The 26,453-nt window shown below is 70.6% G+C and carries 29 protein-coding genes; 18 read left to right on the forward strand and 11 right to left on the reverse strand.

Features of this window, described 5'->3' with window-relative positions; all coding sequences use genetic code 11:
• Positions 1 to 68 precede the first annotated feature (68 nt).
• From ACI2LP_RS21905 to ACI2LP_RS21915, 3 genes are all read left to right on the forward strand, one after another.
• Positions 69 to 1,667 (forward strand): ABC-F family ATP-binding cassette domain-containing protein, encoded by a 1,599-nt coding sequence (locus tag ACI2LP_RS21905; RefSeq protein WP_404726154.1) that lies wholly within the window; start codon positions 69 to 71, stop codon positions 1,665 to 1,667.
• 427 nt (positions 1,668 to 2,094) lie between these two features.
• A complete protein-coding gene (locus ACI2LP_RS21910; protein ID WP_185035675.1) occupies positions 2,095 to 2,313 on the forward strand; it encodes a helix-turn-helix domain-containing protein in 219 nt (72 codons plus the stop codon).
• A 161-nt stretch (positions 2,314 to 2,474) separates the two neighbouring features.
• The gene (locus ACI2LP_RS21915; protein WP_404726155.1) at positions 2,475 to 3,266 is read left to right on the forward strand and encodes an enoyl-CoA hydratase/isomerase family protein; all 792 of its coding nucleotides are present in this window, start codon (positions 2,475 to 2,477) and stop codon (positions 3,264 to 3,266) included.
• 36 nt (positions 3,267 to 3,302) lie between these two features.
• On the opposite strand, the gene ACI2LP_RS21920 is transcribed toward ACI2LP_RS21915, so the two are convergent.
• Entirely contained in the window at positions 3,303 to 3,980 is a 678-nt protein-coding gene (locus ACI2LP_RS21920) for a hypothetical protein (protein WP_404726156.1), read from the reverse strand.
• A 127-nt stretch (positions 3,981 to 4,107) separates the two neighbouring features.
• Between ACI2LP_RS21920 and ACI2LP_RS21925 the strand changes: the two genes are divergently transcribed.
• The 5 genes from ACI2LP_RS21925 to amaP are packed head-to-tail and all read left to right on the forward strand — an operon-like array spanning position 4,108 to position 6,431.
• The gene (locus ACI2LP_RS21925; protein WP_404726157.1) at positions 4,108 to 4,605 is read left to right on the forward strand and encodes an Asp23/Gls24 family envelope stress response protein; all 498 of its coding nucleotides are present in this window, start codon (positions 4,108 to 4,110) and stop codon (positions 4,603 to 4,605) included.
• Between the two features lie 32 nt (positions 4,606 to 4,637).
• Positions 4,638 to 4,829, forward strand: a complete 192-nt coding sequence (locus ACI2LP_RS21930; protein WP_404726158.1) for a hypothetical protein — start codon at positions 4,638 to 4,640, stop codon at positions 4,827 to 4,829.
• Between the two features lie 6 nt (positions 4,830 to 4,835).
• Positions 4,836 to 5,207 carry a hypothetical protein gene (locus ACI2LP_RS21935; RefSeq protein WP_404726159.1) on the forward strand — a complete coding sequence of 124 codons (372 nt, stop codon included), beginning with the start codon at positions 4,836 to 4,838 and terminating at the stop codon, positions 5,205 to 5,207.
• Positions 5,204 to 5,845, forward strand: coding sequence for a DUF6286 domain-containing protein (locus ACI2LP_RS21940; protein ID WP_404726160.1), 642 nt, complete (start codon positions 5,204 to 5,206; stop codon positions 5,843 to 5,845). Before ACI2LP_RS21935 ends, ACI2LP_RS21940 begins: the two co-directional genes overlap by 4 nt.
• A 7-nt stretch (positions 5,846 to 5,852) precedes the next feature.
• The gene (gene amaP, locus ACI2LP_RS21945) at positions 5,853 to 6,431 is read left to right on the forward strand and encodes an alkaline shock response membrane anchor protein AmaP (RefSeq protein ID WP_404726161.1); all 579 of its coding nucleotides are present in this window, start codon (positions 5,853 to 5,855) and stop codon (positions 6,429 to 6,431) included.
• Between the two features lie 471 nt (positions 6,432 to 6,902).
• On the opposite strand, the gene ACI2LP_RS21950 is transcribed toward amaP, so the two are convergent.
• From ACI2LP_RS21950 to ACI2LP_RS21975, 6 genes are all read right to left on the reverse strand, one after another.
• Positions 6,903 to 7,658 carry an SDR family oxidoreductase gene (locus ACI2LP_RS21950; protein WP_404726162.1) on the reverse strand — a complete coding sequence of 252 codons (756 nt, stop codon included), beginning with the start codon at positions 7,656 to 7,658 and terminating at the stop codon, positions 6,903 to 6,905.
• A gap of 4 nt (positions 7,659 to 7,662) precedes the next feature.
• Positions 7,663 to 9,450: a glycoside hydrolase family 15 protein gene (locus ACI2LP_RS21955; RefSeq protein WP_404726163.1), complete on the reverse strand. Its 1,788-nt coding sequence runs from the start codon at positions 9,448 to 9,450 to the stop codon at positions 7,663 to 7,665.
• 119 nt (positions 9,451 to 9,569) lie between these two features.
• The gene (locus ACI2LP_RS21960) at positions 9,570 to 10,358 is read right to left on the reverse strand and encodes an SURF1 family protein (RefSeq protein WP_404726164.1); all 789 of its coding nucleotides are present in this window, start codon (positions 10,356 to 10,358) and stop codon (positions 9,570 to 9,572) included.
• A gap of 74 nt (positions 10,359 to 10,432) precedes the next feature.
• Positions 10,433 to 10,666 carry a hypothetical protein gene (locus ACI2LP_RS21965; protein ID WP_307664289.1) on the reverse strand — a complete coding sequence of 78 codons (234 nt, stop codon included), beginning with the start codon at positions 10,664 to 10,666 and terminating at the stop codon, positions 10,433 to 10,435.
• A gap of 53 nt (positions 10,667 to 10,719) precedes the next feature.
• Positions 10,720 to 11,745 carry a DEDDh family exonuclease gene (locus tag ACI2LP_RS21970; RefSeq protein ID WP_404726165.1) on the reverse strand — a complete coding sequence of 342 codons (1,026 nt, stop codon included), beginning with the start codon at positions 11,743 to 11,745 and terminating at the stop codon, positions 10,720 to 10,722.
• 60 nt (positions 11,746 to 11,805) lie between these two features.
• A complete protein-coding gene (locus ACI2LP_RS21975; protein ID WP_404726166.1) occupies positions 11,806 to 12,423 on the reverse strand; it encodes a TetR/AcrR family transcriptional regulator in 618 nt (205 codons plus the stop codon).
• Between the two features lie 101 nt (positions 12,424 to 12,524).
• On the opposite strand from ACI2LP_RS21975, the gene ACI2LP_RS21980 reads away from it, so the two are divergent.
• From ACI2LP_RS21980 to ACI2LP_RS22005, 6 genes are all read left to right on the forward strand, one after another.
• The gene (locus ACI2LP_RS21980; protein ID WP_404726167.1) at positions 12,525 to 13,352 is read left to right on the forward strand and encodes an acetoacetate decarboxylase family protein; all 828 of its coding nucleotides are present in this window, start codon (positions 12,525 to 12,527) and stop codon (positions 13,350 to 13,352) included.
• Entirely contained in the window at positions 13,352 to 14,236 is an 885-nt protein-coding gene (locus ACI2LP_RS21985) for an SDR family NAD(P)-dependent oxidoreductase (RefSeq protein ID WP_404726168.1), read from the forward strand. The genes ACI2LP_RS21980 and ACI2LP_RS21985 overlap by 1 nt, the downstream gene beginning before the upstream one ends.
• A 13-nt stretch (positions 14,237 to 14,249) precedes the next feature.
• Entirely contained in the window at positions 14,250 to 15,542 is a 1,293-nt protein-coding gene (locus ACI2LP_RS21990) for an amidohydrolase family protein (protein ID WP_404726169.1), read from the forward strand.
• On the forward strand, positions 15,539 to 16,774 hold the full coding sequence (locus ACI2LP_RS21995) for an amidohydrolase family protein (RefSeq protein WP_404726170.1): 1,236 nt from the start codon (positions 15,539 to 15,541) through the stop codon (positions 16,772 to 16,774). The genes ACI2LP_RS21990 and ACI2LP_RS21995 overlap by 4 nt, the downstream gene beginning before the upstream one ends.
• Before the next feature lie 22 nt (positions 16,775 to 16,796).
• A complete protein-coding gene (locus ACI2LP_RS22000) occupies positions 16,797 to 17,531 on the forward strand; it encodes a VIT family protein (RefSeq protein WP_404726171.1) in 735 nt (244 codons plus the stop codon).
• 154 nt (positions 17,532 to 17,685) lie between these two features.
• Positions 17,686 to 18,729, forward strand: a complete 1,044-nt coding sequence (locus tag ACI2LP_RS22005; protein WP_404726172.1) for a zinc-dependent alcohol dehydrogenase family protein — start codon at positions 17,686 to 17,688, stop codon at positions 18,727 to 18,729.
• A gap of 64 nt (positions 18,730 to 18,793) precedes the next feature.
• On the opposite strand, the gene ACI2LP_RS22010 is transcribed toward ACI2LP_RS22005, so the two are convergent.
• On the reverse strand, positions 18,794 to 20,326 hold the full coding sequence (locus ACI2LP_RS22010; protein ID WP_404726173.1) for a S8 family peptidase: 1,533 nt from the start codon (positions 20,324 to 20,326) through the stop codon (positions 18,794 to 18,796).
• 260 nt (positions 20,327 to 20,586) lie between these two features.
• On the opposite strand from ACI2LP_RS22010, the gene ACI2LP_RS22015 reads away from it, so the two are divergent.
• From ACI2LP_RS22015 to moaA, 3 genes are all read left to right on the forward strand, one after another.
• Positions 20,587 to 20,952 carry a DUF485 domain-containing protein gene (locus tag ACI2LP_RS22015; protein ID WP_404726174.1) on the forward strand — a complete coding sequence of 122 codons (366 nt, stop codon included), beginning with the start codon at positions 20,587 to 20,589 and terminating at the stop codon, positions 20,950 to 20,952.
• Positions 20,949 to 22,589 carry a cation acetate symporter gene (locus ACI2LP_RS22020; protein WP_404726175.1) on the forward strand — a complete coding sequence of 547 codons (1,641 nt, stop codon included), beginning with the start codon at positions 20,949 to 20,951 and terminating at the stop codon, positions 22,587 to 22,589. The genes ACI2LP_RS22015 and ACI2LP_RS22020 overlap by 4 nt, the downstream gene beginning before the upstream one ends.
• Positions 22,590 to 22,764: 175 nt before the next feature.
• The gene (moaA, locus tag ACI2LP_RS22025) at positions 22,765 to 23,754 is read left to right on the forward strand and encodes a GTP 3',8-cyclase MoaA (RefSeq protein WP_404726176.1); all 990 of its coding nucleotides are present in this window, start codon (positions 22,765 to 22,767) and stop codon (positions 23,752 to 23,754) included.
• Positions 23,755 to 23,805: 51 nt separating this feature from the next.
• On the opposite strand, the gene ACI2LP_RS22030 is transcribed toward moaA, so the two are convergent.
• Positions 23,806 to 24,042, reverse strand: a complete 237-nt coding sequence (locus ACI2LP_RS22030) for a hypothetical protein (RefSeq protein WP_404726177.1) — start codon at positions 24,040 to 24,042, stop codon at positions 23,806 to 23,808.
• Positions 24,043 to 24,235: 193 nt separating this feature from the next.
• Positions 24,236 to 24,634 carry a DUF3099 domain-containing protein gene (locus ACI2LP_RS22035; protein ID WP_404726226.1) on the reverse strand — a complete coding sequence of 133 codons (399 nt, stop codon included), beginning with the start codon at positions 24,632 to 24,634 and terminating at the stop codon, positions 24,236 to 24,238.
• A gap of 191 nt (positions 24,635 to 24,825) precedes the next feature.
• Here ACI2LP_RS22035 and ACI2LP_RS22040 point away from each other — a divergent pair, with 191 nt between their 5' ends.
• Positions 24,826 to 25,101 carry a GlsB/YeaQ/YmgE family stress response membrane protein gene (locus ACI2LP_RS22040; protein ID WP_404726178.1) on the forward strand — a complete coding sequence of 92 codons (276 nt, stop codon included), beginning with the start codon at positions 24,826 to 24,828 and terminating at the stop codon, positions 25,099 to 25,101.
• Between the two features lie 69 nt (positions 25,102 to 25,170).
• Here ACI2LP_RS22040 and tyrS read toward each other — a convergent pair whose 3' ends face one another.
• Positions 25,171 to 26,436, reverse strand: a complete 1,266-nt coding sequence (gene tyrS / locus ACI2LP_RS22045; RefSeq protein WP_404726179.1) for a tyrosine--tRNA ligase — start codon at positions 26,434 to 26,436, stop codon at positions 25,171 to 25,173.
• Between the last annotated feature and the right edge of the window lie 17 nt (positions 26,437 to 26,453).

Raw genomic sequence — 26,453 nt, forward strand, 5'->3', positions numbered from 1 at the left:
CGCATTAGACGGCGTCGAAGCTCCCACGCCCATTCCTTCCGCCGTCCATACCGCCCTGGAGTCTTTCCGTGATCACCGCTTCCGGCATCGAGCTGCGCGCCGGCGCACGCATCCTCATCGAGTCCGCTTCCTTCCGTATCGCCAAAGGCGACCGCATCGGCCTGGTAGGCCGCAACGGCGCGGGCAAGACCACCCTCACCAAGTGCCTCGCGGGCGAAGGCATCCCCGCCGCCGGCAACATCACCCGCTCCGGCGAGGTCGGCTACCTCCCGCAGGATCCGCGCACCGGCGACCTCGACGTTCTCGCCCGCGACCGGATCCTCTCCGCCCGCGACCTCGACTCCGTGCTGAAGAAGATGCGCGAGAACGAGGAACGGATGGCGAACGGCAAGGGCGCCACCCGTGAGAAGGCGATGAAGAAGTACGAGCGCCTGGAGACGGAGTTCCTCACCAAGGGCGGTTACTCCGCCGAGGCCGAGGCCGCCACCATCGCCGCCGCGCTCGGCCTGCCCGACCGGGTGCTCGGCCAGCCCCTGCATACGCTCTCCGGCGGTCAGCGCCGACGCGTCGAGCTCGCGCGCATCCTCTTCTCGGACGCCGACACCCTGCTGCTCGACGAGCCCACCAACCACCTCGACGCCGACTCGATCGTCTGGCTCCGTGAGTACCTGAAGTCCTACCGAGGCGGCTTCATCGTGATCTCCCACGATGTCGATCTCGTCGAGACGGTCGTCAACAAGGTCTTCTACCTGGACGCCAACCGCGCCAACATCGACGTCTACAACATGGGCTGGAAGCTCTACCAGCAGCAGCGCGAGGCCGATGAGAAGCGCCGCAAGCGCGAGCGCCAGAACGCCGAGAAGAAGGCCGCGGCCCTCAACTCCCAGGCCGACAAGATGCGCGCCAAGGCCACCAAGACCGTGGCCGCGCAGAACATGGCCAAGCGCGCCGAGCGGCTGCTGTCCGGCCTTGAAGCGGTACGTGTCTCCGACAAGGTCGCCAAGCTGCGCTTCCCGGAGCCCGCGCCCTGCGGCAAGACCCCGCTGACGGCCGAGGGCCTGTCCAAGTCGTACGGCTCCCTCGAAATCTTCACGGATGTGGACCTCGCCATCGACAAGGGCTCCCGGGTCGTCATCCTCGGCCTCAACGGCGCGGGCAAGACGACGCTGCTGCGCCTGCTCGCCGGCGTCGAGCGGCCGGACACCGGCGAGGTCACCCCGGGGCACGGCCTCAAGCTCGGCTACTACGCCCAGGAGCACGAGACCCTCGACCCGGACCGCACGGTCCTGGAGAACATGCGTTCCTCCGCGCCCGATCTCGATCTCGTCGAGGTGCGCAAGACGCTCGGCTCCTTCCTGTTCTCCGGCGACGACGTCGACAAGCCGGCCGGAGTCCTCTCCGGCGGCGAGAAGACCCGTCTCGCGCTGGCCACCCTGGTCGTCTCGTCCGCGAACGTCCTGCTGCTCGACGAGCCCACCAACAACCTCGACCCGGCCAGCCGCGAGGAGATCCTCGGCGCCCTGCGCACCTACAAGGGCGCGGTCATCCTCGTCACGCACGACGAGGGAGCGGTCGAGGCGCTCGAGCCCGAGCGCATCATCCTGCTGCCGGACGGCGTCGAGGACCTGTGGGGCGCGGACTACGCGGACCTGGTGGCGCTCGCCTGACCCGGCACGGACCGGTTCCACCGGGGTCCGGGCCGGCGCCTGCGGGGCCAGGTCCAGCGGTTCGGGGGCCCGGTCCGGTGCTTCCGGGTCCCCGTCCGGCTCTGATCCACTCCGTATGGATCATTCGGCCTACGGGTGATCCATCATCTGAGTGAGTGTGTCTCGTACCGCGGCGTGGCGCCGAGCGGATCCGCTCCGTCCGGTCCCGCGCCGCGCCCGTCTCCCGTGCGCGGCGCTGACCTGGCATTTCTGCCGGGAACCCGTTCGGACGTGCGAACACAGACGTGCGGAATGAGCGATTCCGGTCGTGTCGGTCGCACAGCGCACGGCAAAGCTTGTCGCACGGACCTTGCCGAATGGGTGGCCAGGAAGCCCTCGAGGGGTGATCATGAGAAGTCCAGAGCGCACTTCCCATGAGGAGGCACGGGTGGCCGAGACTCTGAAGAAGGGCAGCCGGGTTACCGGCGCCGCGCGCGACAAGCTCGCGGCAGACCTGAAGAAGAAGTACGACTCCGGTGCGAGCATCCGGGCGCTGGCCGAAGAGACCGGCCGCTCCTATGGATTCGTACACCGGATGCTCAGCGAGTCCGGAGTCACGCTGCGGGGACGCGGCGGAGCGACGCGAGGCAAGAAGGCCACGGCCTGACCGCTTCGGCCTGAACATCGAGGCTCCTCCGGTCCACCGGTTCCTACGGTGGCCACCCGGTCGGTCATGCGATCGACCGGATGGTTACTGTGCAGTCACTTAACTTCGTCCGTGTCGACTTCGCCGATACGGACCGACTGCACCCGAACCGGAGGCGCCCCATGACTTCGCTCGACTCTGTGCTCGACAAGGACGGCGTACGGCTCACCGTCGAGGACGCGGTTGCCACGGTCACGCTGACCAACCCGGACAAGCGCAACGCCCAATCTCCCGCTCTGTGGCGGGCGTTGGCGCAGGCGGGTCGGTCACTGCCGGGCAGTGTGCGGGTCGTGGTGCTGCGCGGCGAGGGCAAGTCCTTCTCCGCCGGCCTCGACCGGCAGGCGTTCACACCCGAGGGCTTCGACGGCGAGCCGTCCTTCCTCGACCTCGCACGCGGCTCCGACAAGGAGCTCGACGCGGTCATTGCCGAGTATCAGGAGGCGTTCACCTGGTGGCGCCGCAGCGACATCGTCACGATCGCGGCCGTCCAGGGGCATGCGATCGGAGCAGGCTTCCAGCTCGCCCTCGCCTGCGACCTGCGGGTCGTCGCGCAGGACGTGCAGTTCGCCATGCGTGAGACCAGCCTCGGGCTCGTCCCCGACCTCACCGGCACGCACCCGCTGGTGTCGCTCGTCGGCTATGCCCGGGCGCTGGAGATCTGCGCGACGGGCCGCTTCATCCACGCGGACGAGGCCGGGCGCACCGGCCTGGCCAACCTTGTCGTGCCCGGCGACGAACTCGACGGCGCGGTACGGGACCTGGCCTCGGCGCTGCTTGCGGCGCCGCGGGACGCGGTGATCGAGACGAAGGCGCTGCTGCAGGGAGTGACGGGCCGTTCGTACGAGGAGCAGCGCACGGCGGAGCGGGCGGCGCAGGCGCGCCGGCTGCGCGACCTCGCGGGCATCGGCGACTGATCGGCGACTCCGCGACCTCGCGGGCACGGCGACTGATCAGCAATTCACCGAGGTGATCAGCACGGCCACCGGGCGGTCGTCCGCGAGCGCCGCCGTCACCGCCTCGCGGACTGCCCGGACCACCTCCAGGGGGCGGTGACCGCTCGCCGTCGCCACCTCGACGCGGACATGGTCCGGTGCCAGATGCACCGGCGTGCCCAGTGTGGCCGTCAGATGGGCCACCCCCGGGGCGCGGGACGCCGCCGTGCCGGCCGTATCCGTCGGATCGACGGCCCGTACCCCGGTTGGCGGAGCGGGAGCCCCGGTCTCCGGGGCCGCGTCCAGCAGCTCCGTCACCCGTAGATCCACCTCGGCGACCTCCAGATCCAGCAGCTGGGCCGCGGCCGCGAACAGCGCCGTACGCAGCGTGGACGCCGTGGCCGGCAGCGGCTCCTGCGCCACCGCGGCGAAGCCCACCCCGAAATCCGCCTCGATACGCAGCGGGCCCGGCGGCAGCGCGCTCGGCGGGGGCGGGACGGCGGGCGTCGCCGCCGCGCCGGGGTCTGCGAGCGCCAGCCTCAGCCGGCCGGGCGCCACCCCGGGCACCTGTGCCGCCGCCGACCGGAGTACCGCCTCGGCAGCCTGTTCGGCCAGCCAGGCCCCGTCCGCCGCGCCGCCCAGCGGAAGCAGCCTTCCGAGTCCGAGCCGTCGCCGCACCGCATCAGCTGTGGTCATTGCTCCAGCCTGCCGCATCCCTGGCGCGAGAGCGGGCAAGCGCACTTAGTGTGGGCAACGGAGTGGATCCCGTCCGGAGGAGTGGACCGACCCCGACCCGGATTCGACAGGGAAAGGACACACGGCGATGACCGACCCTATTCTGCGGAGCCCGCCCGAGAACCCCGGCAGCGAGTCGTTCGGCTCGGCCGAGGAGCCCAGGAAGACCTCCACGACCAAGCGCGGCGGCGGCGACCCCGCGTCCCGTGGCCGTACCACCATCGCTGACGGCGTCGTCGAGAAGATCGCCGGGCTCGCCGCCCGCGATGTGCTCGGCGTCCACACGATGGGCAGCGGGATCTCCCGCACCTTCAGCGCGGTCCGCGACCGGGTGCCGGGCAGCAGCAGGTCAACCGCCACGCGCGGTGTGAAGGCCGAGGTCGGCGAGGTACAGACCGCCCTCGACCTCGAGATCGTCGTCGACTACGGCGTTTCCATTTCCGATGTCGCCCGCGCGGTGCGCGAGAACGTCATCTCCGCGGTGGAACGGATGACAGGACTCGAGGTCGTCGAGGTCAATATCGCGGTCAGCGATGTGAAACTGCCCGATGAGGAAGAAGAAGAGTCGGAGCAACGTCTTCAGTAGCGCCTTCGGCATCTGAAGTGGAGGAGCCCACGATGAGCATGGCTGTGGCCGGCCTGATCGCCGGCATGGCGCTCGGCTTCGCCGGATACTTCGGCGGATTCGGTGCCTTTCTGCTGGTCGCGGCGTTGGGGGCGGTCGGCTTCGTGGCGGGCCGGTTCCTCGACGGCGACCTCGAACCGGGCGACTTCTTCCGCGGTCGCGAGCGCGGCGACCGGCGGCGGTGACCCGCCGTGGCCACTGGGGGTCCCTCCACCGGACGTAGGGGGAGAGTCCCGGCCGCCGAACGCGGGGCGACCACGATCGCCGACCGGGTGGTGGCGAAGATCGCCACACAGGCGGCGCGGGAAGCGCTGGCCGGCGTGCCGGAGGGCGGCGTGCCGCCCCGCGCCATGGTCACGGTGCACCATGACCACGCCCGGGTGCGGGTCAGCCTGGAGCTCGACTATCCCTCCGACATCGGCGGCCAGTGCGGTGCGGTGCGTCACCAAGTCGCCCAGCGGGTAAAGGCGTTGGCGGGGATGGACGTGCCCGAGGTGGCCGTGCAGGTCGAACGACTGCACTCGGTCCACTCGCGCCGCACGGCACACGGGAGGATCCGATGAGCGAGCCCGTACGGCCCGTACTCGATCTCGACCAGTCGGCGTCGGCTGCCGCCTACCACCCGGGGCGGGGGCCGGAGGACGGCGAGGGCGGCAAGGCAGGCCGCTTCTGGTCCGCGCGCCGCGTGTCGGCCGGCTTGGTGGCCGTGGTGGTGCTCGGCGGCTCGGGGCTGTTGCTGTACGACATCGCGGCGGTACGGGCCGGCCGACCCGCCATGCACTGGCGCCGGGCGCTCGCAGCAGACCTCGCGAAGTGGCGGCTCGACGAACCCGGGATGCTGGCGGCCGCGGCCGTCGCGATGCTCATCGGCGTCGTCCTGATCGTCCTCGCGCTCACGCCCGGACTGCGGTCGCTGCTGCCGATGCGCCGCGACGTCGCCTCGGTACGCGCGGGTATCGACCGGGAGGCCGCGGCGTTCGTGCTGCGGGACCGGGCGATGGAAGTCTCCGGCGTGCAGTCGGTCCGGGTACGGATGGGGCGGGCGAAGGTCTCGGCGCGCGCGCAGTCGCACTTCCGCGAACTCGACGACGTACGGGCGGATCTGGATGCCGCGCTGGCCGCGGCGATCGGGGAGCTCGGCCTTGCCAGGCCACCCGCCCTGACCGTGCATGTCGGCCGGCCACCGGCGAAGAAGAGGTGAGGCGCGAATGCTACGGGTGGTCAATCGCGTACTGCTCGGCCTCGCCGGGCTGGTGCTGCTGTGCGTGGGCGGCGCGGTGCTCGCCGCGGGGGCCGGGTGGCCGGTGCCGTCCTGGTGGCCCTGGGACGGCCCGGACGACGTCCTGCTGAGCAAGGCGGCCCGGGATCGCTGGCGCGACGAGGGCTGGTGGTGGCCGGTGGTCATCGCGGTGCTGGCGGTGGTGGTGCTGCTTGCGCTGTGGTGGCTGATCGCCCAGTTCCGCCGGGCACGGCTGGCGGAGGTTCTGGTCGACAGCGGCGACGGCGAGGGCGCGTTGCTGCGGGGCCGCGCGCTGGAGGGCGTCCTGGAGAGCGAGGCGGAATCCCTGGAGGGCGTTGCCCGCGCCCACGTCATGCTGACGGGCCGCCGCAGCGCCCCGGAGGCACGGGTGAACCTGCTGCTGGAACCGTTCGCGTCGCCCGGGGATGCGCTCACGCGGCTGACGGAGGAGGCGGTGGGGCATGCGCGTGACTCGGCGGGGCTGGCGGTGCTGCCGGCGGAGGTCAGACTCCGCGCGGCGAAGCACGGTGCGCAGAGGGTGAGTTGAGTCCTTCCGCGCGAACCGGGGCTTGGCCCCGGAACCCTCAGGGGGCGCGGTTTGGCCGGGGCGGAACGGTTGGCCGCTGCGCGGGGCCTTTCCCCACCCCGCCCTCCCCCAGAGCTCGCCTGGGTGGGGGTGCCCCCGGCGCAGCGAGGGGGAGTACCTCCATCCCGTAACCGGGGCTTCGCCCCGGACCCCTGGGGCGGCGCGACGTTGCGGGGCGCCCGCTCGCGCGGTGGCGGCTTCGCGCCGGGGTTGGCTGCTGCGCGGCCTTCCGGAACCGGGGCTCCCCCCCGGACCCTCAGGGCGCGGGGTCACGGGGCGCGCCCGCTCGCGCGGGGTGAGCGGCGGCTTCGCGCCGCCGTGGTCGGGCCTGCGCGGAGCGCCGGGCCTGCTGCTCGCCCGCCAGTGGCGGACCCGGTGATCGGGCGGGTGGGTGGGCGAAGCCCCGCGCGCGGCGCGAGGGCCCACCCCGTGTCAGAACCCGTGGCGTGCGCCCCCGTCCACCGGGAGCATGACCCCCGTCAGGTACGACGCCGCCGGCGACAGCAAGAACGCCGCCGCCTTGCCGAACTCCTCCGGCGTCCCGTAGCGCCGCAGCGGAATGCGTGACTCGTTCGCCGTGCGCGCCGCCTCCGCGTCGCCCGACAGCGCGTCGAGTTCACGCACGCGGTCCGTGTCGATGCGGGCCGGAAGCAGGCCCACGACCCGGATGCCCTGGGGGCCCAGCTCGTCCGAGAGGGACTTCGCGAAGCCCGCCAGGCCCGGGCGGAGGCCGTTGGAGATCGTCAGGCCGGGGATCGGCTCATGGACCGAGCCGGACAGGACGAAGCCGATGACCCCGCCCTCGCCCAGCGCCGCCGCCGCAGTGCGGGCCAGCCGTACCGCCCCCAAAAACACCGCGTCGAACGCCGCCTGCCACTGCTCGTCCGTGTTGTCCGCCGCGAAGCCCGGCGCCGGGCCGCCCACGCTGATCAGAATGCCGTCGAAGCGGCCGAAGTGCGCCCGTGCCGCGGCGACGAGGCGCTCCGCACCCGCCGGGTCGGCATTGTCCGCGGCGACGCCCACGGCGTTCGGCCCCAGTTCGGCGGCGGCGTCCGCGACGGTCTTCTCGTCCCGTCCGGTGATGACGACCTTCGCGCCGTCCGCGGCAAGCGCCCGCGCCGTCGCGTTGCCCAGCCCCCGCGACGCACCCGTGACGACATAGACACGGTCCTTCAGTCCAAGATCCATGGGCCTATCCTGCCGTCTCCTCCTGCCCCAGCGCGAGGGCCGTGTTCACGAGAGCGATATGGCTGAACGCCTGCGGGAAGTTCCCGAGCTGCCGCCCAGCCACCGGGTCGTACTCCTCGGCCAGCAGCCCCACATCGTTGCGCAGCGCGAGCAGCCGCTCGAAGAGTTCCCGCGCCTCCTTCGCCCGCCCCGTCATCCGCAGCGCGTCGGCCAGCCAGAACGAGCAGGCCAGAAACGCCCCTTCGCTCCCCGGCATCCCGTCCACCGGCATCCCCTCGGTGCTGTAGCGGCGTACGAGACCGCCCGTGCCGAGCTCCCGCTGCACCGCGTCCACCGTCCCGATCACCCGCGGATCGTCCGGCGGCAGAAAGCCGAACCGCGGGATCAGCAGCGTCGCCGCGTCGAGTTCGGCGGAGCCGTACGACTGCGTGAAGGTGTTCCGTACCGGGTCGTACCCCTTCTCGCACACTTCCCGGTGCACCTCGTCCCGCATCGCCCGCCAGCGCGCCGGGTCGCCGCTCAGCTCGGGGCACGCCTCCAGGGTGCGTACGGCACGGTCCGCCGCCACCCATGCCATGACCTTGGAGTGCACGAAGTGGCGGCGCGGACCTCGTACTTCCCACAACCCCTCGTCCGGCTCCCGCCACTTCGACTCGAGGAAGCCGAGCAGGCTCAACTGGATGTTCCAGGCGTGCTTCTCCGCCGGCAGGCCTGCCTCCCGCGCCACATGGAGGGAGTCGATGACCTCTCCGTACACATCGAGCTGAAGCTGAGTCACGGCCTCGTTGCCGGTGCGGACCGGCGCGGAGCCCGCGTAGCCGCTCAGCCACGGCAGCTCCATCTCGGGCAGCCGCCGCTCGCCCGCCAGCCCGTACATGATCTGGAGGTCCGCCGGGTCCCCGGCCACCGCGCGCAGCAGCCAGTCGCGCCAGGCCTCGGCCTCTTCGTGATAGCCGGCCGCCAGCAGCGCGCCCAGTGTGAGGGTGGAGTCGCGCAGCCAGCAGTAGCGGTAGTCCCAGTTCCGTACCCCGCCGAGCTCCTCCGGCAGCGACGTGGTGGGCGCGGCGACGATTCCGCCGGTCGGGGCGTACGTGAGCGCTTTCAGCGTGATCAGGGAGCGCAGGACGGCCTCTTGATAGGGGCCCGCGGTCCGGCAGCAGCTCCTGGACCACTCGGTCCAGTCCTCCAGGCTGCACTCCAGCGCCTCGTACGGGTCCACGAGCGTCGGCCGCGGCTGGTGCGAGGGATGCCAGGTGAGGACGAACGCCACCTTCTCCCCGGGGCCGACCGTGAACGACGAGACGGTGCTGAACTGCTGACCCCATGTCTTGACCTCCGGCTCGCTGCGCAGCCACACGGAGTCGGGGCCCGCAACGGCAACGCGATGCCCGTCCGACCGCCGCATCCACGGCACCACGGAGCCGTAGTCCATGCGCAGCCGGAGCGTGCCCCTCATCTCGACCGAGCCGCTGACGCCCTCCACGATGCGTACGACATCGGGTGCCACGTCGCGCTGCGGCATGAAGTCGGTCACCTTCACCGTGCCGGTGCGGGTCTCCCACACCGACTCCAGGACGAGCGACTCGCCGACATAGCCGCGCCGGGTGCACAGGCCCGCGCCCTTGGGAGCCATCGTCCAGTGGCCGTTCTCCTTGTTGCCGAGCAGCGCGGCGAAACAGGCCGCCGAGTCGAAGCGGGGCAGGCACAGCCAGTCGATGGAGCCGTCTTTGCCGACGAGTCCGGCCGTCTGCAGGTCGCCGATGAGGGCGTAGTCCTCGATGCGTAGCGTCACGCTTTGGCGTGTTCCCGCCCAGTGCGGCGGTTAAGCAGTCGAGGTCCGGCCTGCGGGTGACCGCCGGACGTAAGCAGGGTGATGGTCAGGGCCCCTCCCGGCAGTCCGGAAGACAGGCTCTAGACGCTCGCGGGGGCGGGCTCCGGGGTGCTGGGGTCCGCGGCGGCCTCGCGATCGCGCTTCTCGCGGCGTACCAGAATCACCCAGCCGACGGGTACCCCCGCGGCGAAAAGCCACCACTGGACGGCATAGGCCATATGGGGGCCGATGGAGTCGTGGTCGGGGTCCGGGATCAGTTCCGGGCTGCTGCCCGCGGGCTCGGGAGCGGTCTGTTCCAGATAGCCGCCGAGCACAGTGCGGCCCAGCGACTCGGCCTGCTGTGCGCTGCTGATCAGCATGACCTGGCGGGGCGGCAGACCGGCCAGGTCCTTGATGCCGCTGGCCCGGGTCGTCTCGTCGGCCTTGAGCCGGCCGGTCACGGTCACCGTGCCCTTGGGGGCGGGCGGCACGGAGGGGAAGGCCTTCTGGTCGGCGGCGGTCGGGATCCAGCCGCGGTTGATCAGGACGGCGCGGCCGTCGGCCAGGACCAGCGGGGTCAACACATGGAAGCCGACCCGGTCGTCGGCGGAAGTGCGGCGGCGTACGACGACTTCGTGCGCGGTGTCGAAGGTGCCCGTCGCGGTGACCCGGCGCCAGTAGTCCGCGCGTGGGACGGTGTGCCCGGGGGAGGTCAGCTCGGTCACCGGAACGGGCTTCGCCCGCAGGTTCTCGGCGATCAGTGTGTTCTGCGCGACGCGGTGCTGGTGCCGGTGGAGCTGCCAGAAGCCCAGCTCGATCATCGTGGGGATGAGTACGAGGCCGATGAGGGTGAGGATCACCCACTGGCGGGACAACAGGAAGCGGTACACGGTTTCGACCGTACCCGCTGCCGCCTCGGGCCCGGACGGGGGGTCCCGTCCGGGCCGGGCGCCCCGCCCGTCCGTCACACCTTGTCGACGATGCCCGCCCTCCCCTCCGCGCGGGCGCAGTGCCCGCCGCAGTACCAGTGGCCGTCGACCTCGACGCCCTGGCCGATGATCTGGACCCGGCAGTGCTCACAGATGGGCGCCATGCGGTGAATGGCGCAGGAGAAGCAGTCGAAGACGTGCACGGCGCCCTGCGCGTGCACCTCGAAGGACATGCCGTAGTCGTTTCCGCATACCTCGCAACGTGCCATGCGCCACAGGGTGCGCGGCACGGTCCCCGAGGTGTGGGCGGCACGCCCGGCCGTCACCCGTCTGCAGGGGCCACGTCGCGCAACAGCTGGGTGAAGGCCGCCTCGTCGATGACCGGTGTGCCGTACGACTTCGCCTTCACGGTCTTCGAGGTGGACGAGTCGGGGTCGTTGGTCACCAGCAGGCTGGTCAGCCGGGAGACGCTGGTCGCGACATGCAGGCCCGCCTCGATCGCCCGGTCCTCCAGCAGCTCCCGGTCGACGGAGGTGTCGCCGGAGAAGGCCACCCGCATGCCCTGGACAAGCGCTCTGCCCACTTCGTACCGGCCGGGGTTGGGGTAGGGGCAGGGCGGGCGCTTGCGCGAGGGCCGCCAGCTGCCGTGGCCGTAGGCCGACTGCCCGTAGGAGGACCCGGACGAAGACTGACCGGACGACTGGCCGTACGACGCCTGGTAGCCGATGCGCGGGGTCACCGGGGAGTCCGACCACTCGGTCAGCGGGCGGCATTCGTGCAGCGGCAGCCGCACCCCGTCGCGGGCCGCCGTGTGCAGACTCGGCCGGAACGCCTCCGCCAGCACCCGCGCATCGTCCAGCGCGTGGTGCGCCCGCTGCTGCACCACCCCGAAGTGCGCGGCGAGTGACGCCAGCTTGTGGTTGGGCAGCGGCAGCCGGAGCTCCTTGGAGAGCGCGATGGTGCACAGCCGCTGCCGGGTGGGGGCCGTGCACTGCGCGCGTGCGTACTCCCGGGCGATCATCGACCAGTCGAAGATGGCGTTGTGCGCGACGAGGACGCGGCCGTCCAGCCGCTGTGAGAACTCCGCGGCGATATCGCCGAAGAGCGGTGCGCCCTCCAGCACATCGCTCGTCAGACCGTGGATCCACACCGGACCAGGATCGCGCTCCGGGTTGACCAGGGTGTACCAGTGGTCCTCGACATCGCCCTGCGCGTCGAGTCGGTACACGGCAGCGGAGATTATCCGGTCGTCACGGGCGAGTCCGGTGGTCTCCACGTCGACGACCGCGTACCCCTGTGGATACGCGGCCGGCCACGCTGTCGCTGCAGTCGTACGGTCGTCGAGCATGGTCACAGAGAATACGGGCCGGGACTGACAACGCCGGATCCGCCTGGTCCGTATGCTCCTTCACGCCCCCAGCAGTGCGCTCACCAACGCCCGTACGGACGCGGTGAAGAGCCGCTCCGGGTCCGCGGGCCTGGCCAGCGCGCGGGCCAGCGCCGGGTCGTGTTCCGCCGTCCTCGCGTCCCACAGCTCGCCCTCGCCGGGCGACTGGACCGGTGAGCGCTCGCGGTTGCGCTCGACGAGTACGAAGCCGACAACCTGGAACTGGACGGCGCGCACGGCCTCGGCGGCGCGCGCCCCGCGCAGCCCGGCGGCGTGCACCTCGTGGACGAGCGCCTGCTGCGCGGGCAGGAACATCCGTTCCGTGAGCCCCCGTTCGTGGACCATCGCAATCAGGTGGGGCCGCTCGCGCAGCTCACGGCGGAGCAGGCGGGCGACCGAGACGACGCGCTGCGCGGGCGTGCGCCCCACCGGCCGGATCGCGCCCATCTCCTGGACCGTGCGCTCCACCAGTGCGTCCAGCAGGGATTCGCGATTGCCGACATGCCAGTAGATCGAGGTGACCGCAGTGCCGAGCTCGGCGGCGAGCTTGCGCATCGTGAGCGCTTCGGGTCCGTGCTGCCTCACGAGGGCCGCCGCCGTCCGGAGCACCTCTTCGCGGGTCAGCGCGGTGCGTGGCATCTCGCTCCTCAACTCATCTGCCTGCACGGGTCTTTACCCTTCATCGCTGCCGGTGTAACTGTGTTACAGAACCGACCCGACGAAGCGAAGGGTGGTACGTCATGGCACGTGTACGGTACGGCGCGCGCAGCGAGGCGGAGATCGCCGCGGCCCGCGCAGCCGGTTCCCGGCTCCCCGACATCTGGTCCACGGGCGTCGTGGCGGTGTGGGAGAGCGACCCGGACGCGGTGGCGGCCGTACTCCCGCCACCCCTCAAGCCCACCGAGCGGCCCCTTGTACGAGCGGGCATCAGCAGGGTCGAGCTGCCCGGCTGTCCTCCCCCGCAGCCTTCGGCGCGGGAGGTACCCCCAGGCGCGGGCTCGGTGGCCGTCGCGGCGCTGCACGACGGGCGCGAGGGCTGGTACCCGCTCGTCATGCCGATGACCCATGAGCGCGCGCTGATCGGCGGACGCGAAGTCTTCGGCGAGCCGAAGAAGCTGGGCGAGGTCGCTGTCGAACGCGACGGTCTGCTGGTACGGGCCGTGCTCGCCCGGCACGGCATCGCCTTCGTCGAGGTGCGCGGCGCGGTGGAGGGACCGCTGCCGCTGCCCGAGCCGGCCGAGAAGCTGGACTTCTACTTCAAGTTCCTGCCCGCGGTGGACGGTCGGGGCTTCGACGCAGACCCCGTACTCGTGCACTGCATCCGCAACGAGAAGTTCCGCAGGCTGGAGAAGCTCGGCGGCGACGTGGTGCTGCGCGAGTCGGCCTACGACCCCGTAGCCGACCTCCCCGTACGCCGTCTCGTCGAGCTCACCATCGGCGAGAAGACCACCGACCAGCGGGGGAAGGCGGTCGAGCGGGTGAGCGCGCAGGCGCTGCTGCCGTACATCCACCAGCGTTACGACGACCCGCAGCAGATCTTCGACGGACCGCCCACGGGGAGCCTGTGATGCAGCTGAGCCAGGGACAGGTCGCCGTCGTCACGGGCGCGGCGAGCGGCATCGGGCTCGCCATGGCGCGGCGGTTCGCGGCCGAGGGGCTGAAAGTCGTCCTCGCGGACGTCGAGAAGGCGGCTCTGCACAAGGCGGCGGACCAGCTCGCCCAGGACGGCGCCCGGGTGTTCGCGCAGACCGTCGACGTCGGCGACCGCGACTCCGTGTCGGAGCTCGCGGACGCCGCGTACGAGACCTTCGGCGCCGTCCATGTGCTGTGCAACAACGCGGGGGTCGGCTCCGGCGCCGAGGGCCGGATGTGGGAGCACGAGCCCAACGACTGGAAGTGGGCCTTCGCCGTCAACGTCTGGGGTGTCTTCCACGGCATCCAGGCCTTTGTGCCGCACATGATCGCGAGCGGTGAGCCCGGCCATGTCGTCAACACCTCGTCGGGCGACGGCGGGATCGCGCCGCTGCCCACCGCATCGGTGTACGCCGTCACCAAAGCCGCCGTCGTGACGATGACCGAGTCGCTGTACGCGCATCTGAAGGCGGAACACGCGCGCGTGGGCGCGTCCGTCCTCTTCCCCGGACCGCACATGCTGCGCACCGGGCTGTGGGAGTCGCACCGCAACAGGCCGCAGCGGTACGCCAAGGAGCGGCCGCGCAGAACTCCCTACCGCAGCCTCGACCAGTGGGAGGCGGCGATGAAGGACGCCGGGCACGAGGTGGCGTTCACACCGGTCGAGGAGGTCGCCGCGTTCGTCGTGGACGGGATCCGCGCCGGTCGCTTCTGGCTGCTGCCGGCGAGCGAGCACAGCGACCGGCAGATCCGCGCGCGGGCGCAGTCGATGCTCGACCGCGCCAACCCGTCGTACCTGGAGAAATTCATTCTGGACTGATGAGGGACATGTGATGACGGCACAGCAGGACCCGCGGGATCCGTACCTGATCATCTCCTCCGACTGCCACGCCGGACTGCCGACCGAGCAGTACCGGCCCTATCTGGACGCCCGGTTCCACCGGGACTTCGACGAATTCCTCGCCGGGCGCGACCGCCGCCGCGAGGAGATGACCCGGCTCGGCGTACGCAACGAGGCCTTCGCCGGCAAGTGGTTCAGCGACAACGAGGAAGGGCTGAAGGGCGGTTGGGACCCCGCCCAGCGGCTCAAGGAGCTCGACGGCGACGGAGTGGCGGCCGAGGTGGTCTTCCCGGACGCGGACGCCGTCGACAGCCGGACGGCCGCGCCCTTCGGCGTGGGGCTCGGGCTCTCCGGCGACCAGGACCCCGACCTCGGCATGGCGGGCGCACAGGCGCACAACCGCTGGCTCGCCGAGTTCGTCTCGGCCAACCCCGAACGGCACTGCGGGGTGGCCCTGCTGCCCGTCACGGGCGAGGTCGAGCGGGTCGTCGCCGAGATCCACCGGGCCAAGGAGTCCGGGCTCGGGGCGCTGATGATCCCCTCGATGTGGGTGGACAAGGCGCCGTACCACGACCGGCGTTACGACCCGATCTGGGCCGCGGCCGCCGAGACCGGCATGCCCATGGTCACCCACTCCGGTGCGGCACCGCGCCATGAGTACGGCGACCACCTGGGGATCTATGTCTCCGAGGTCACCTGGTGGCCGGCCCGCCCGCTGTGGTTCCTGCTATGGTCCGGTGTCTTCGAGCGGCATCCCGGTCTGAGGTTCGGCGTTGCCGAGTCCGGGTGCTGGTGGCTGCCGAATCTGCTCTGGTTCATGGACCGGCTCTATTTCGGCGCGCACGGCGGCAAGAAGCTCTCGCCGTTCGCCGAGCTGAAACGGCCGCCGAGCGAGTATCTGGACCGCCAGGTCTTCATCTGCGCCACCAACACCAAGCGGCGCGAACTCGCCCAGCGGTACGAGATCGGGGTCGACAACATCCTCTGGGGCAGCGACTTCCCGCATCCTGAAGGCACCTGGCCCGACACGCGCGCGTGGCTGGCGAGAACCTTCCATGACATCCCGGTCGCCGAGACCCGCCGCATGCTGGGCCTGGCAGCGGCCGAGGTCTTCGGCTTCGACACCCGCAAGCTGGCCCCGATCGCCCGTCGCATCGGACCGACACCGGCCGAACTCGGCCAGTCGGCGGACCAGTCGGCCGTGGAGGCGTCCTGGGCGAGGTCGCGAGAGGTGGGCCGGCACTGGCTGACGGACCACGACTTCCCGGTCCTGGGGGCGTCATGACCGACCAAGCGGACCGCTACACCGTCATCTCCGCCGACTGCCACGCCGGGGCCGATCTCCTGGACTACAAGCCGTACTTGGAGAAGGCGTACCACGACGACTTCGACGCCTGGGCTGCCACGTACGTCAATCCGTACGAGGATCTCCTCGCCGACACGGCGGACCGCAACTGGAACTCCGACCGGCGCATTGCCGAGCTGGAGGCCGACGGCATCGTGGCCGAAGTCGTCTTCCCCAACACCATCCCGCCGTTCTTCCCCAGCGCCTCACTCATGGCCCCGGCGCCGTCGAAGGAGGAGTACGAGCAGCGCTGGGCCGGTCTGCGCGCCCACAACCGCTGGCTCGCCGACTTCTGCGCCGCCGCACCGGGGCGTCGGGCAGGCGTGGCGCAGATCCTGCTCAACGACGTCGACGAGGCGGTTCGCGAGATCCGCCGGGTGGCGTCGGCGGGACTGACGGGCGGCATCCTGCTGCCCGGTACGCCACCGGGCTCCGGCCTTCCCGAGCTGTACGCGCAGACGTACGACCCGATCTGGGCGGTCTGCGACGAACTCGGCGTACCCGTCAACCACCACGGTGGATCGGCGTCCCCGCCGCTCGGCGAGGAACCGGCGGCCCGTGCGGTGTTCATGGTGGAGACGACGTGGTTCTCGCACCGGGCCCTGTGGCATCTGATCTTCGGCGGCGCCTTCCGCCGCCACCCGGACCTGAAGCTGGTCCTCACCGAACAGGGCTCGGGCTGGATCCCGGGCGTGCTCGACATGCTGGACTACTACCATGCCCGGCTGGTGGCCGCTGCGACCGAGGCCGCCACCGCGGAGTCCAAGTTCGGTGCGGGGCTTGCCGCTTCGATGGGCAGCGGCCCCAGTGAGGTCTGGCGCGACAACTGCTTCGTCGGCGCGAGCTTCATGCGCCCGCACGAGGTGCCGCTGCGCGACCGGATCGGCCTCGACAAGATCATGTGGGGCAGCGACTATCCGCACGACGAAGGCACGACCCCGTACTCCCGCGAAGGCCTCCGCATCGCCTACGCGGGCCTGCCGAGGCACGAGGTCGCGGCGATGACCGGCGGCAACGCCGCCCGCGTCTACGGTTTCGACCTCGGCCTCCTCGACCCGATCGCGGCGAGGGTGGGTCCGACGGTCGAGGAGATCGCCGAGCCGCTGACGGACGTTCCGCCGGAGGCGACGAGCCCTGCGTTCGCCAAAGGCGGGTCGGTGCGCGTCTGGTGACAGAGGGAGTTACCCTCCCGGGATGACTGAGCCATCGACGCACGACGAGGCCCACGACCGCCACGACGAGGCCCACGACGGGGCCCTCGGCACGCGCCTCAACTGGCTCCGGGCCGCGGTCCTCGGCGCCAACGACGGCATCGTCTCCACCGCGGGCCTCGTCGTCGGCGTCGCCGGCGCCACCGATTCGCGCGCCGCTCTGCTCACCGCCGGTCTCGCCGGACTGCTGGCCGGGTCCCTGTCCATGGCGGCCGGTGAGTACGTCTCCGTCTCCACCCAGCGGGACTCCGAGAAGGCGGCCCTGGCGCTGGAGCGGCGCGAGCTCCGCGAGCAGCCGGAGGAGGAACTGGCGGAGCTGACCGGGCTGTTGGTGGACCGCGGCCTGTCCCGGGAAGTGGCCCGCGAGGCGGCGCAACAGCTCACCGAACGGGACGCACTGCGCGCCCACGCGCGCGTGGAGCTCGGCATCGACCCGGACCAGCTGGCCAACCCGTGGCACGCGGCGGGCGCGAGCTTCCTGGCCTTCACGGTGGGGGCGCTGCTGCCACTGCTGGCGATCGTCCTGCCGCCCTCGTCCCTGCGCCTGCTGGTCACGGTCCTGTCGGTGCTCGCGGCGCTGGCCCTGACGGGCTGGTGGAGCGCCCGCCTGGGCGCCGCGGCGCTGAGGCCCGCGGTGCTGCGGAACGTGGGCGGGGGAGCACTGGCGATGGCGGTGACCTACGGAGCGGGCTCGCTGCTCGGCGCGGCGGGCGTCTGAGGTCCGACTCGGCGGCGGGGCAACCCATGCCCGACTTCTGGATCATGCTCACCCGCTGCGCGGCCCCTGCTGCCGGCCACCGGAGTGCCGACCGCTTCCCCACAGGCGTACCGTGGAGGGCTGCACATCCGTCTGATCAGCAAGGACCCGCAGCATGCGCGCCACCGTCATCCACGCTCCGCACGACATCCGCGTGGAGGAGGTGCCCGACCCGGCGATCCAGCAACCCACCGATGCGGTGCTGCGCGTCCTGCGCGCCTGCATCTGCGGCAGTGACCTGTGGGCGTACCGCGGCGAGTCGGCCCGGCGGCCGGGCCAGCGCATCGGCCACGAGTTCCTCGGCGTGGTCGAGGAGGCGGGCTCCGAGGTCACCGGCTTCCGGCCCGGAGACCTGGTCGTCGCGCCGTTCGTCTGGTCCGACGGGACCTGCGACTTCTGCTCGGAGGACCTGCAGACGTCCTGCCCGCAAGGCGGCTTCTGGGGCTCGGTCGGCTACGACGGCGGCCAGGGCGAGGCCGTACGCGTGCCCTTCGCCGACGGCACCCTCGTCAAGCTCCCGGCCGAAGCCGTGTCCGACGACCGGCTGCTGACCGCGCTGCTCGCGCTCTCCGACGTCATGGGCACCGGGCACCACGCGGCGATCGGCGCCGGCGTCACCCGGGGCTCCACCGTCGCGGTCGTCGGTGACGGCGCGGTCGGGCTGTGCGGTGTGCTGGCCGCCAAGCGGCTCGGCGCCGAGCGGATCATCGCGCTCGGCCGCCACCAGGCGCGTACCGACATCGCCAAGACCTTCGGGGCCACCGATGTCGTCGCCGAGCGCGGCGACGCGGCCGTCGCGGCCGTCCGCGAGCTCACCGGCGGTCAGGGCGCACACGCCGTGATCGAGGCCGTCGGCACCGAGCAGTCGATGCGCACGGCCGTCGAGATCACCCGCGACGGCGGCGCGATCGGCTATGTCGGCGTGCCGCACGGCAGCGGCACCGGCCTGGACCTCTCCGTCATGTTCGACCGCAACATCGCCCTGCGCGGTGGCGTCGCGCCCGTGCGCGCTTACATACCGGAGCTGCTGCCCGACGTCCTGGACGGCACGATCGACCCGTCGCCCGTCTTCGACCTGTCGGTCGGCCTCGACGGCGTCCCCGCGGGCTACCGGGCGATGGACGAGCGCACCGCGCTCAAGGTCCTCATCAAGCCGTAGAACCAGCACAGGGCCGGACGCGAAACGCCGCGTCCGGCCCCGAACAGCACTGTTCCGCCTGCTGTTACCGGCGAACCGCGTCCAGCGCGTCCGCGACACCCGTCCCGTAGAAGGCGTTCTTGCCCTTGGGGCCCTCGCACACCGCGTCGACCTTGCCGTCGGCGTCGATGTCGTACGGGTTGGTGCAGGCCGTGTCGTCCGCCTCCGCGTACAGCAGCGCCTTCACCTGCGCCGCCGAGGCGTGCGGGTGCTTCGACTTGATCAGCGCGACGACGCCCGCGACATGCGGCGAGGCCATCGACGTGCCGGCCTTGTAGCCGTACTTGCCGCCCGGCAGCGTGGACAGGATCCGGCCGTCGACGGCCGGCGCGTCCGGCCGCTGGAAGAGGGTCGAGTCACCGCCCGGGGCGGAGATGTCGATGACGCCGAGACCGTAGTTGGAGTACGAGGACTTCAGGTTCTTCGCACCCAGCGCGGAGACGGTGACGACCCCGGGAATCTGGGTGGGAATGTCCAGGCACTCACGGGGGTTGATGACCCGCTCGACGGGGGTGGTGTCGTTCGGGCTCGTCGCGTCGGGGAGTTCGTCGGCGGCGAGGTCCATCTTGGAGTTGCCGGCCGCGGCGACGTTCACGACGCCCTTGCGCTCCGCGTACCCGATGGCCCGGCGGTGTGCCTCGACCAGAGCCCCCTGGTCGAGGTCGTTCTTGCAGTTGAACAGCCACGGGTCGGTGTAGTAGCTGTTGTTGGTCACATCGACGCCGTGCTCGGCGGCCCAGACGAAGCCGCAGACGACCGCCTCGGTGTAGAAGAAGCCGTCCGTGGTCGCCACCTTTATGCCGGAGACCTTGACGCCCGGGGCGACACCGGTGACGCCGACGCCGTTCTTGGCCGCGGCGATCGTGCCCGCGACATGCGTGCCGTGGTCACTCTCATTGGCGGCCGGCCGCCAGGAGCCGGGAGTGGTGTCCGGCTTGCCGGTCACACAGTTGGCCGACGCCTTGGCGTCGAAGTTGGGCGCGAGGTCGGGGTGGGTGTCGTCAACACCCGTGTCGATGACCGCGACCGTGACCTTCCGGCTGCCCAGCGTCTTCTCGTGAGCCTTGTCCGCCTTGATGGCGGGCAGGTCCCACTGAAGCGGCTCGAGCGGGTCCTGGCCGGCGGTGGCCTGCGCCGCCGCGGTCTTCGCCTCCTGGGCGGTCAGCGGGCGCTCGGAGCCGATCGCCGTGTCCGCCGCCGGAGCGATCGGCGCCGTGCGCGTCGCACCGGCCGACTGGACGCCCCTGACCTGACGGATCGTCTTGGCGAAGTCGGGGTTCTGCGAGTGGACGACGATGACGCCTATCTGGTCATACGCGATCACCACCGAACCGCCGGCCTTGGCTATCGCCTTCTTCACCGACTTGGCGGTGCCATGACCGCCCTTGACGTTCACCACGTACGACAGCTTCGGACCGTCGGTCGCCACCGCGGCGGGCACTTCGTCCGCCGGGGCTGCCGAGGCGGCTCCCGCGGGAAGGAAGCCGAGCGAGGCCGTGAGCGCCAGACCGGCGGGAAGTGCGAGTGCGCGCCGCCGTCTGGATCCCAGATGAGCCATGGGTTCTCCACATCATCCGTGTCCCGCCCAGACCCCTATGAAATGGGCGGGTACATGACCAGCGAAGCTATCGCCGATCATGGCCGCCCATCAATCAGTTCGAGAAGAAACCCGAAGAAAACCGGGAAGAAAAAGGCCGATGTTGAACCGGTCCGGTGTGCTCTCCGTGCCGTTGTCAGGGGGTGGAGCAACATCAAAACCACTCCCCCAGTGAGGCCCCCTTGTCCACCCCCACCGCACCCGCGTCGCGAGGAGATTCCGTGGCTACCGATGCACCGTCGCCCCCAGGCGGTACGGACACCAGTGCAGCTCAGCCCACGACAGAGCAGTTCATCGAGGTGCAGGAGAGTGCGGAATTCGGCGAACTGCGCCGCACATACCGCTCCTTCGCCTTCCCCCTGACCGTCGCGTTCATCGCCTGGTACCTGCTCTACGTCCTGCTGTCCAACTACGCCGGCGGCTTCATGGGCACCAAGCTTTTCGGCAACATCAACGTCGCCCTCGTCTTCGGACTCGCCCAGTTCGCCACCACCTTCCTCATCGCCTGGCTCTACTCGCGTCATGCAGCCGCGAAGCTCGACCCGAAGGCCGAGGCGATCAAGTCCCGCATGGAGGACGACGCATGAGCGCCGCGCACGCCGCGTATCCCACCGTCCAGCTGGCCGCCGACGGGGCGAGCGAGCACCGGCCGCTGATCATCACGCTCTTCGCGTGTTTCGTCGTCGCCACCCTGTTCATCACCGTGTGGGCCGGCCGCCAGACCAGGAACGCCGCCGACTTCTACGCGGGCGGCCGCCAGTTCACCGGCTTCCAGAACGGGCTCGCGGTCTCCGGCGACTACATGTCCGCCGCGTCCTTCCTCGGCATCGCCGGCGCCATCGCCCTCTTCGGCTACGACGGCTTCCTCTACTCCATCGGCTTCCTGGTCGCCTGGCTGGTCGCGCTGCTGCTGGTCGCCGAACCGCTGCGCAACTCCGGCCGCTACACGATGGGTGACGTCCTTGCGTACCGCATGCGCCAGCGCCCGGTCCGCACCGCCGCAGGCACCTCCACCATCGTCGTCTCGATCTTCTATCTGCTGGCGCAGATGGCGGGCGCGGGCGTGCTGGTCTCGCTGCTGCTCGGCATCACCAGCGACGCGGGCAAGGTCGCGATCGTCGCCCTGGTCGGCGTACTGATGATCGTGTACGTCACCATCGGTGGCATGAAGGGCACCACTTGGGTGCAGATGGTCAAGGCGGTCCTGCTCATCGCGGGCACCGTGCTCATCACCTTCCTGATCCTGCTGAAGTTCAACTTCAACCTCTCCGACCTGCTCGGCAAGGCGGCCGAGAACAGCGGCAAGGGCGCGTCCTTCCTGGAGCCGGGACTCAAGTACGGCAAGACCGGCACATCGAAGCTGGACTTCATCTCGCTCGGCATCGCGCTGGTGCTCGGCACCGCGGGCCTGCCGCACATCCTGATCCGCTTCTACACCGTGCCGACCGCGAAGGCCGCCCGTAAGTCGGTGAACTGGGCGATCGGCATCATCGGCGCCTTCTATCTGATGACGATCGTGCTCGGCTTCGGAGCCGCGGCCCTGCTCAAGCCCGGCGACATCATCGCCTCCAACAAAGCGGGCAATACGGCCGCGCCACTGGCGGCCCTGGAGATCGGCGGAGGCTCGGGATCCACCGGCGGTTCCATTCTGCTGGCGGTGATCTCAGCGGTCGCCTTCGCCACCATCCTCGCGGTGGTCGCGGGCCTGACCCTGGCCTCCTCGTCCTCCTTCGCCCACGACATCTACGCGAACGTCATCCGCAGGGGCAAGGCCACCGAGAAGGAAGAGGTCCGCGCGGCCCGCTGGGCGACCGTCGCCATCGGCGTCGTATCCATCGGGCTCGGCGCGCTCGCCCGCGATCTGAACGTCGCCGGCCTGGTCGCTCTGGCCTTCGCGGTCGCCGCATCGGCGAACCTGCCGACGATCCTCTACAGCCTGTTCTGGAAGAGGTTCACCACGCAGGGCGCTCTGTGGTCGATCTACGGCGGTCTGACCGCGGCCGTCGTGCTGGTGCTCTTCTCACCGGTCGTCTCCGGCAAGCCCACCTCCATGTTCAAGGGGGCGGACTTCTACTGGTTCCCGCTGGAGAACCCGGGCATCATCTCGATCCCGCTGGGCTTCCTGCTGGGCTGGCTCGGCACCCTGCTGTCCAAGGAGGAGCCCGACAAGGGCAAGTACGCGGAGCTCGAGGTCAAGTCCCTCACCGGGATCGGAGCCCACTGACCGGGCATCCGACCGCCCACTGACCGGGCATCGCAGGCATGCCTGGCACGGCCGCGTCGTAGAGTCCTACGACGCGGCCGTGCCGCTCCTCGTGACAATCGGCCCCCTCCGTTGTCGGACCTCTGGCGTAGGCTCGGAGGCAATAAGATCCGCTGAACCGGGGAGGGGGCCCACTGTGCTCATCGACACCTATGGCCGTGTGGCCACTGACCTGCGCGTTTCGCTTACCGACCGGTGCAATCTGCGCTGTACGTACTGCATGCCCGAGGAAGGCCTGCAGTGGCTCGCCAAACCCGATCTGCTCAGTGACGACGAGATCGTCCGGCTGATCCGCATAGCCGTCACCGACCTCGGTGTCACCGAGGTCCGCTTCACCGGCGGAGAGCCGCTGCTCCGCCCCGGCCTGGTCGGAATCGTCGAGCGCTGCGCCGCGCTCGAGCCCCGCCCCAGGATGTCCCTGACCACCAACGGCATCGGACTGAAGCGCACGGCGAGCGCCCTGCAGGCCGCCGGCCTGGACCGGGTCAATGTCTCGCTGGACACCCTGCGGCCCGACGTCTTCAAGACCCTGACCCGTCGCGACCGCCACCACGATGTGCTGGACGGCCTGGAGGCCGCCCGCGCCGCGGGCCTCACCCCGGTCAAGGTCAATACGGTCCTGATGCCCGGCCTCAATGACGACGAGGCCCCCGAGCTGCTTGCCTGGGCCGTGGCCAACGACTACGAGCTGCGCTTCATCGAGCAGATGCCGCTCGACGCGCAGCACGGCTGGAAGCGCGACGGGATGATCACCGCAGGCGACATCCTCGCTTCGCTGCGTACGCGCTTCACGCTCACCGCCGAGGGCGAGGGGGAGCGCGGCTCCGCGCCGGCCGAGCGCTGGATCGTGGACGGCGGACCGCACCGCGTCGGGGTCATCGCCTCCGTCACCCGCCCCTTCTGCGCGGCCTGCGACCGCACCAGGCTCACCGCCGACGGTCAGGTGCGTTCGTGTCTGTTCGCCCGCGAGGAGACGGATCTGCGCGCGGCGCTGCGCTCCGAGGCTCCGGACGAGGAGATAGCCCGTATCTGGAAGCTGGCGATGTGGGGCAAGAAGGCGGGCTCGGGCCTCGACGATCCGTCGTTCCTGCAGCCCGACCGCCCGATGTCGGCGATCGGCGGCTGAGCGTCGGCCGGACCAGCGTCAGTACGGCGGCTGACCGTCATCGGACCAGCGTCAGTGATCCGCGGCTGAGCCGGAGCCGTGGCCCCGCTCCCACTCCTCGAGCGTCACCACATCCTTCAGAAAGCCGCGCAGGCCAAGGAAGTTGGAGAGATGCTCGCGGTGATCGTCACAGGCGAGCCACGTCTTGCGGCGCTCGGGGGTGTGCAGCTTCGGGTTGTTCCACGCGAGCACCCAGACCGCGTCGGCGCGGCAGCCCTTCGCGGAGCAGATGGGGGTCTCGTCACTCACTCTTACGTCCGTACGGAGAAGGCCACCACATGGCGACGCCGAGCAGCCACGGGGGGAGCTGCCCGGCGTCGGTCCGTCGCTCCGACGGGGGATGCGGAGCGCGCTTCGAAGTATGTCACGGCATGCGGGGTGCGGTGCACCGGAACTTCATGATTGATCTGAGCTTTTCCTGAGCTTCCCAGGCGCGGTGGAATCAGCTTTGTTCCCGCTGCTGACGCTCCTGTCGGCCGGCGTCGGCTTCCGGCTCGGGTTCCGCGGCGGGGGCGGTCGAGGCGGGGGCGATCATCGGCGGAGTAGGTACGGTGACGAACGTCGAGGGCAGCGAAGGAGCGCTTTCCCGGCCCGCGTTGGCGATCACGACGGCGATGTACGGGAGAATTCCGCCGAGCACCAGCGCCACGATCGCCACAGGGCGTTCCACATTCCACAGGACAGCGGCGAGGATCACCGACAGGGTCCGCACCGACATGGAGATCACATAGCGGCGCTGTCGGCCGCGCACATCATCGGCGAGGCCCTGCCGGGCTCCCGTGATCCGGAAGACCTCCGCATTGCCGTGCTTCCGCATCACGTTCCACCACCAGGTTTCCATGTCGGACACTCCCCGGTCCTGACGGCTTCCACGGTACGCCGCAGCTCCGACACCTACGAGAGGGGGTCGGGCCCGGGTTGCGGGCGCGGGCTGCGTCTTCGCGCGTATGGCGCCGCCCGACATGCGCTGTATGGCGGACAAGCCGAGACTGAGGCGTAACTGCTCACGCAGAGCCGTACGAGGAGGCAGCCATGGGCTGGTTGTGGGCGATCATCGTGGGATTCGTACTCGGGCTGATCGCCAAGGCGCTCATCCCGGGCAAGCAGCACCTGCCCCTCTGGCTGACCACCATCTTGGGCATCGGTGGGGCCTTGCTCGGCAACTGGATGGCATCGGGGCTGGGCATCGAGGAGACCAGGGGCATCGACTGGGGCCGTCATGCCCTTCAGCTCGGTGCGGCTGTCCTCCTCGTCCTCTTCGGGGACAAGGTCTACAACTCCTCACGCCGCCGCAGAAGCAGAGCCTGAGGGCGCCCGCGCGCAGAGCGGCGGCGGCCGGCCGGGCACGATGCCCGCCCGGCCGCCGCGCTGTTTTGCCTAACCCGTGACCTCGACCGCGGCGAGGTTCTTCTTGCCCCGGCGCAGTACGAGCCAGCGGCCGTGCAGCAGATCCTCCGGGGCCACCACCGCGTCCTCGGCCGTGACCTTGACGTTGTTCACGTAGGCCCCGCCCTCCTTCACCGTGCGGCGGGCCGCCGACTTGCTGGCCACCAGACCCACCTCGGCGAACAGGTCCACGACCGGAGCCGGCTCGGCGACCCTGGCGTGCGGCAGTTCGGAGAGTGCCGCGCGCAGCGTCGGCTCGTCGAGCTCGGCCAGCTCGCCCTGCCCGAAGAGCGCCTTCGACGCGCCGACGACCGCCGCGCACTGGTCCGCGCCGTGGACGAGCGTCGTCAGCTCTTCCGCGAGCGCCCGCTGCGCGGCACGCGCCTGCGGCCGCTCCTCGGTGAGCCTCTCCAGCTCCGCGATCTCCTCGCGGGACTTGAAGCTGAAGATCCGCAGGAACTTGGAGACGTCCCGGTCGTCCGCGTTCAGCCAGAACTGGTAGAAGGCGTACGGAGTGGTCCGCTCAGCGTCCAGCCAGACCGTGCCGGTCTCCGTCTTGCCGAACTTCGTGCCGTCGGCCTTGGTGATCAGCGGGGTGGCCAGCGCATGCACCGCGGCCTCCGGCTCGACCCGGTGGATCAGGTCGGTGCCCGCGGTGAGATTGCCCCACTGGTCGCTGCCGCCGGTCTGCAGGACGCAGCCGTACCGCCGGTACAGCTCCAAGAAGTCCATGCCCTGCAGGATCTGGTAGCTGAACTCGGTGTAGCTGATGCCCGCGTCGGAGTTCAGCCGCCGGGAGACCGCCTCCTTCGCGATCATCTTGTTGACCCGGAAGTACTTCCCGATGTCGCGCAGGAAGTCGATCGCCGACAGACCCGACGTCCAGTCCAGGTTGTTGACCATGATCGCGGCGTGCGGACCCTCGAAGTCGAGGAACCGCTCGATCTGGCCGCGCAGCCGGTCCACCCAGCCTGCGACGACCTCCGGCGCGTTGAGCGTGCGCTCGGAGTTCGGCTTCGGGTCGCCGATCAGACCGGTGGCGCCGCCGACCAGGCCCAGCGGACGATTGCCCGCCAGCTGGATCCGGCGCATGGTCAGGATCTGGACAAGATTGCCGAGGTGCAGGCTGGGCGCCGTCGGGTCGAAGCCGCAATAGAACGTGACGGGACCGTCCGCGAACGCCTTGCGCAATGCGTCCTCGTCAGTGGAGAGGGCGATCAGCCCCCGCCACTGCAGTTCGTCGACGATGTCCGTCACGTCTCTCGCGTCTCCTT

The organism is Streptomyces sp. NPDC019890, assembly GCF_044903445.1.
Taxonomy (GTDB): domain Bacteria; phylum Actinomycetota; class Actinomycetes; order Streptomycetales; family Streptomycetaceae; genus Streptomyces.

Excerpts from the sequence above, each read along its gene's own strand:
- ACI2LP_RS21915 (WP_404726155.1), top strand. The coding sequence starts at position 2,475 with ATGACTTCGCTCGACTCTGTGCTCGACAAGGACGGCGTACGGCTCACC.
- ACI2LP_RS21920 (WP_404726156.1), bottom strand. The coding sequence starts at position 3,980 with ATGACCACAGCTGATGCGGTGCGGCGACGGCTCGGACTCGGAAGGCTG.
- ACI2LP_RS21925 (WP_404726157.1), top strand. The coding sequence starts at position 4,108 with ATGACCGACCCTATTCTGCGGAGCCCGCCCGAGAACCCCGGCAGCGAG.
- ACI2LP_RS21930 (WP_404726158.1), top strand. The coding sequence starts at position 4,638 with ATGAGCATGGCTGTGGCCGGCCTGATCGCCGGCATGGCGCTCGGCTTC.
- ACI2LP_RS21940 (WP_404726160.1), top strand. The coding sequence starts at position 5,204 with ATGAGCGAGCCCGTACGGCCCGTACTCGATCTCGACCAGTCGGCGTCG.
- amaP (WP_404726161.1), top strand. The coding sequence starts at position 5,853 with ATGCTACGGGTGGTCAATCGCGTACTGCTCGGCCTCGCCGGGCTGGTG.
- ACI2LP_RS21950 (WP_404726162.1), bottom strand. The coding sequence starts at position 7,658 with ATGGATCTTGGACTGAAGGACCGTGTCTATGTCGTCACGGGTGCGTCG.
- ACI2LP_RS21965 (WP_307664289.1), bottom strand. The coding sequence starts at position 10,666 with ATGGCACGTTGCGAGGTATGCGGAAACGACTACGGCATGTCCTTCGAG.
- ACI2LP_RS21970 (WP_404726165.1), bottom strand. The coding sequence starts at position 11,745 with ATGCTCGACGACCGTACGACTGCAGCGACAGCGTGGCCGGCCGCGTAT.
- ACI2LP_RS21975 (WP_404726166.1), bottom strand. The coding sequence starts at position 12,423 with ATGCCACGCACCGCGCTGACCCGCGAAGAGGTGCTCCGGACGGCGGCG.
- ACI2LP_RS21980 (WP_404726167.1), top strand. The coding sequence starts at position 12,525 with ATGGCACGTGTACGGTACGGCGCGCGCAGCGAGGCGGAGATCGCCGCG.
- ACI2LP_RS21985 (WP_404726168.1), top strand. The coding sequence starts at position 13,352 with ATGCAGCTGAGCCAGGGACAGGTCGCCGTCGTCACGGGCGCGGCGAGC.
- ACI2LP_RS21990 (WP_404726169.1), top strand. The coding sequence starts at position 14,250 with ATGACGGCACAGCAGGACCCGCGGGATCCGTACCTGATCATCTCCTCC.
- ACI2LP_RS21995 (WP_404726170.1), top strand. The coding sequence starts at position 15,539 with ATGACCGACCAAGCGGACCGCTACACCGTCATCTCCGCCGACTGCCAC.
- ACI2LP_RS22000 (WP_404726171.1), top strand. The coding sequence starts at position 16,797 with ATGACTGAGCCATCGACGCACGACGAGGCCCACGACCGCCACGACGAG.
- ACI2LP_RS22005 (WP_404726172.1), top strand. The coding sequence starts at position 17,686 with ATGCGCGCCACCGTCATCCACGCTCCGCACGACATCCGCGTGGAGGAG.
- ACI2LP_RS22010 (WP_404726173.1), bottom strand. The coding sequence starts at position 20,326 with ATGGCTCATCTGGGATCCAGACGGCGGCGCGCACTCGCACTTCCCGCC.
- ACI2LP_RS22020 (WP_404726175.1), top strand. The coding sequence starts at position 20,949 with ATGAGCGCCGCGCACGCCGCGTATCCCACCGTCCAGCTGGCCGCCGAC.
- ACI2LP_RS22035 (WP_404726226.1), bottom strand. The coding sequence starts at position 24,634 with ATGGAAACCTGGTGGTGGAACGTGATGCGGAAGCACGGCAATGCGGAG.
- ACI2LP_RS22040 (WP_404726178.1), top strand. The coding sequence starts at position 24,826 with ATGGGCTGGTTGTGGGCGATCATCGTGGGATTCGTACTCGGGCTGATC.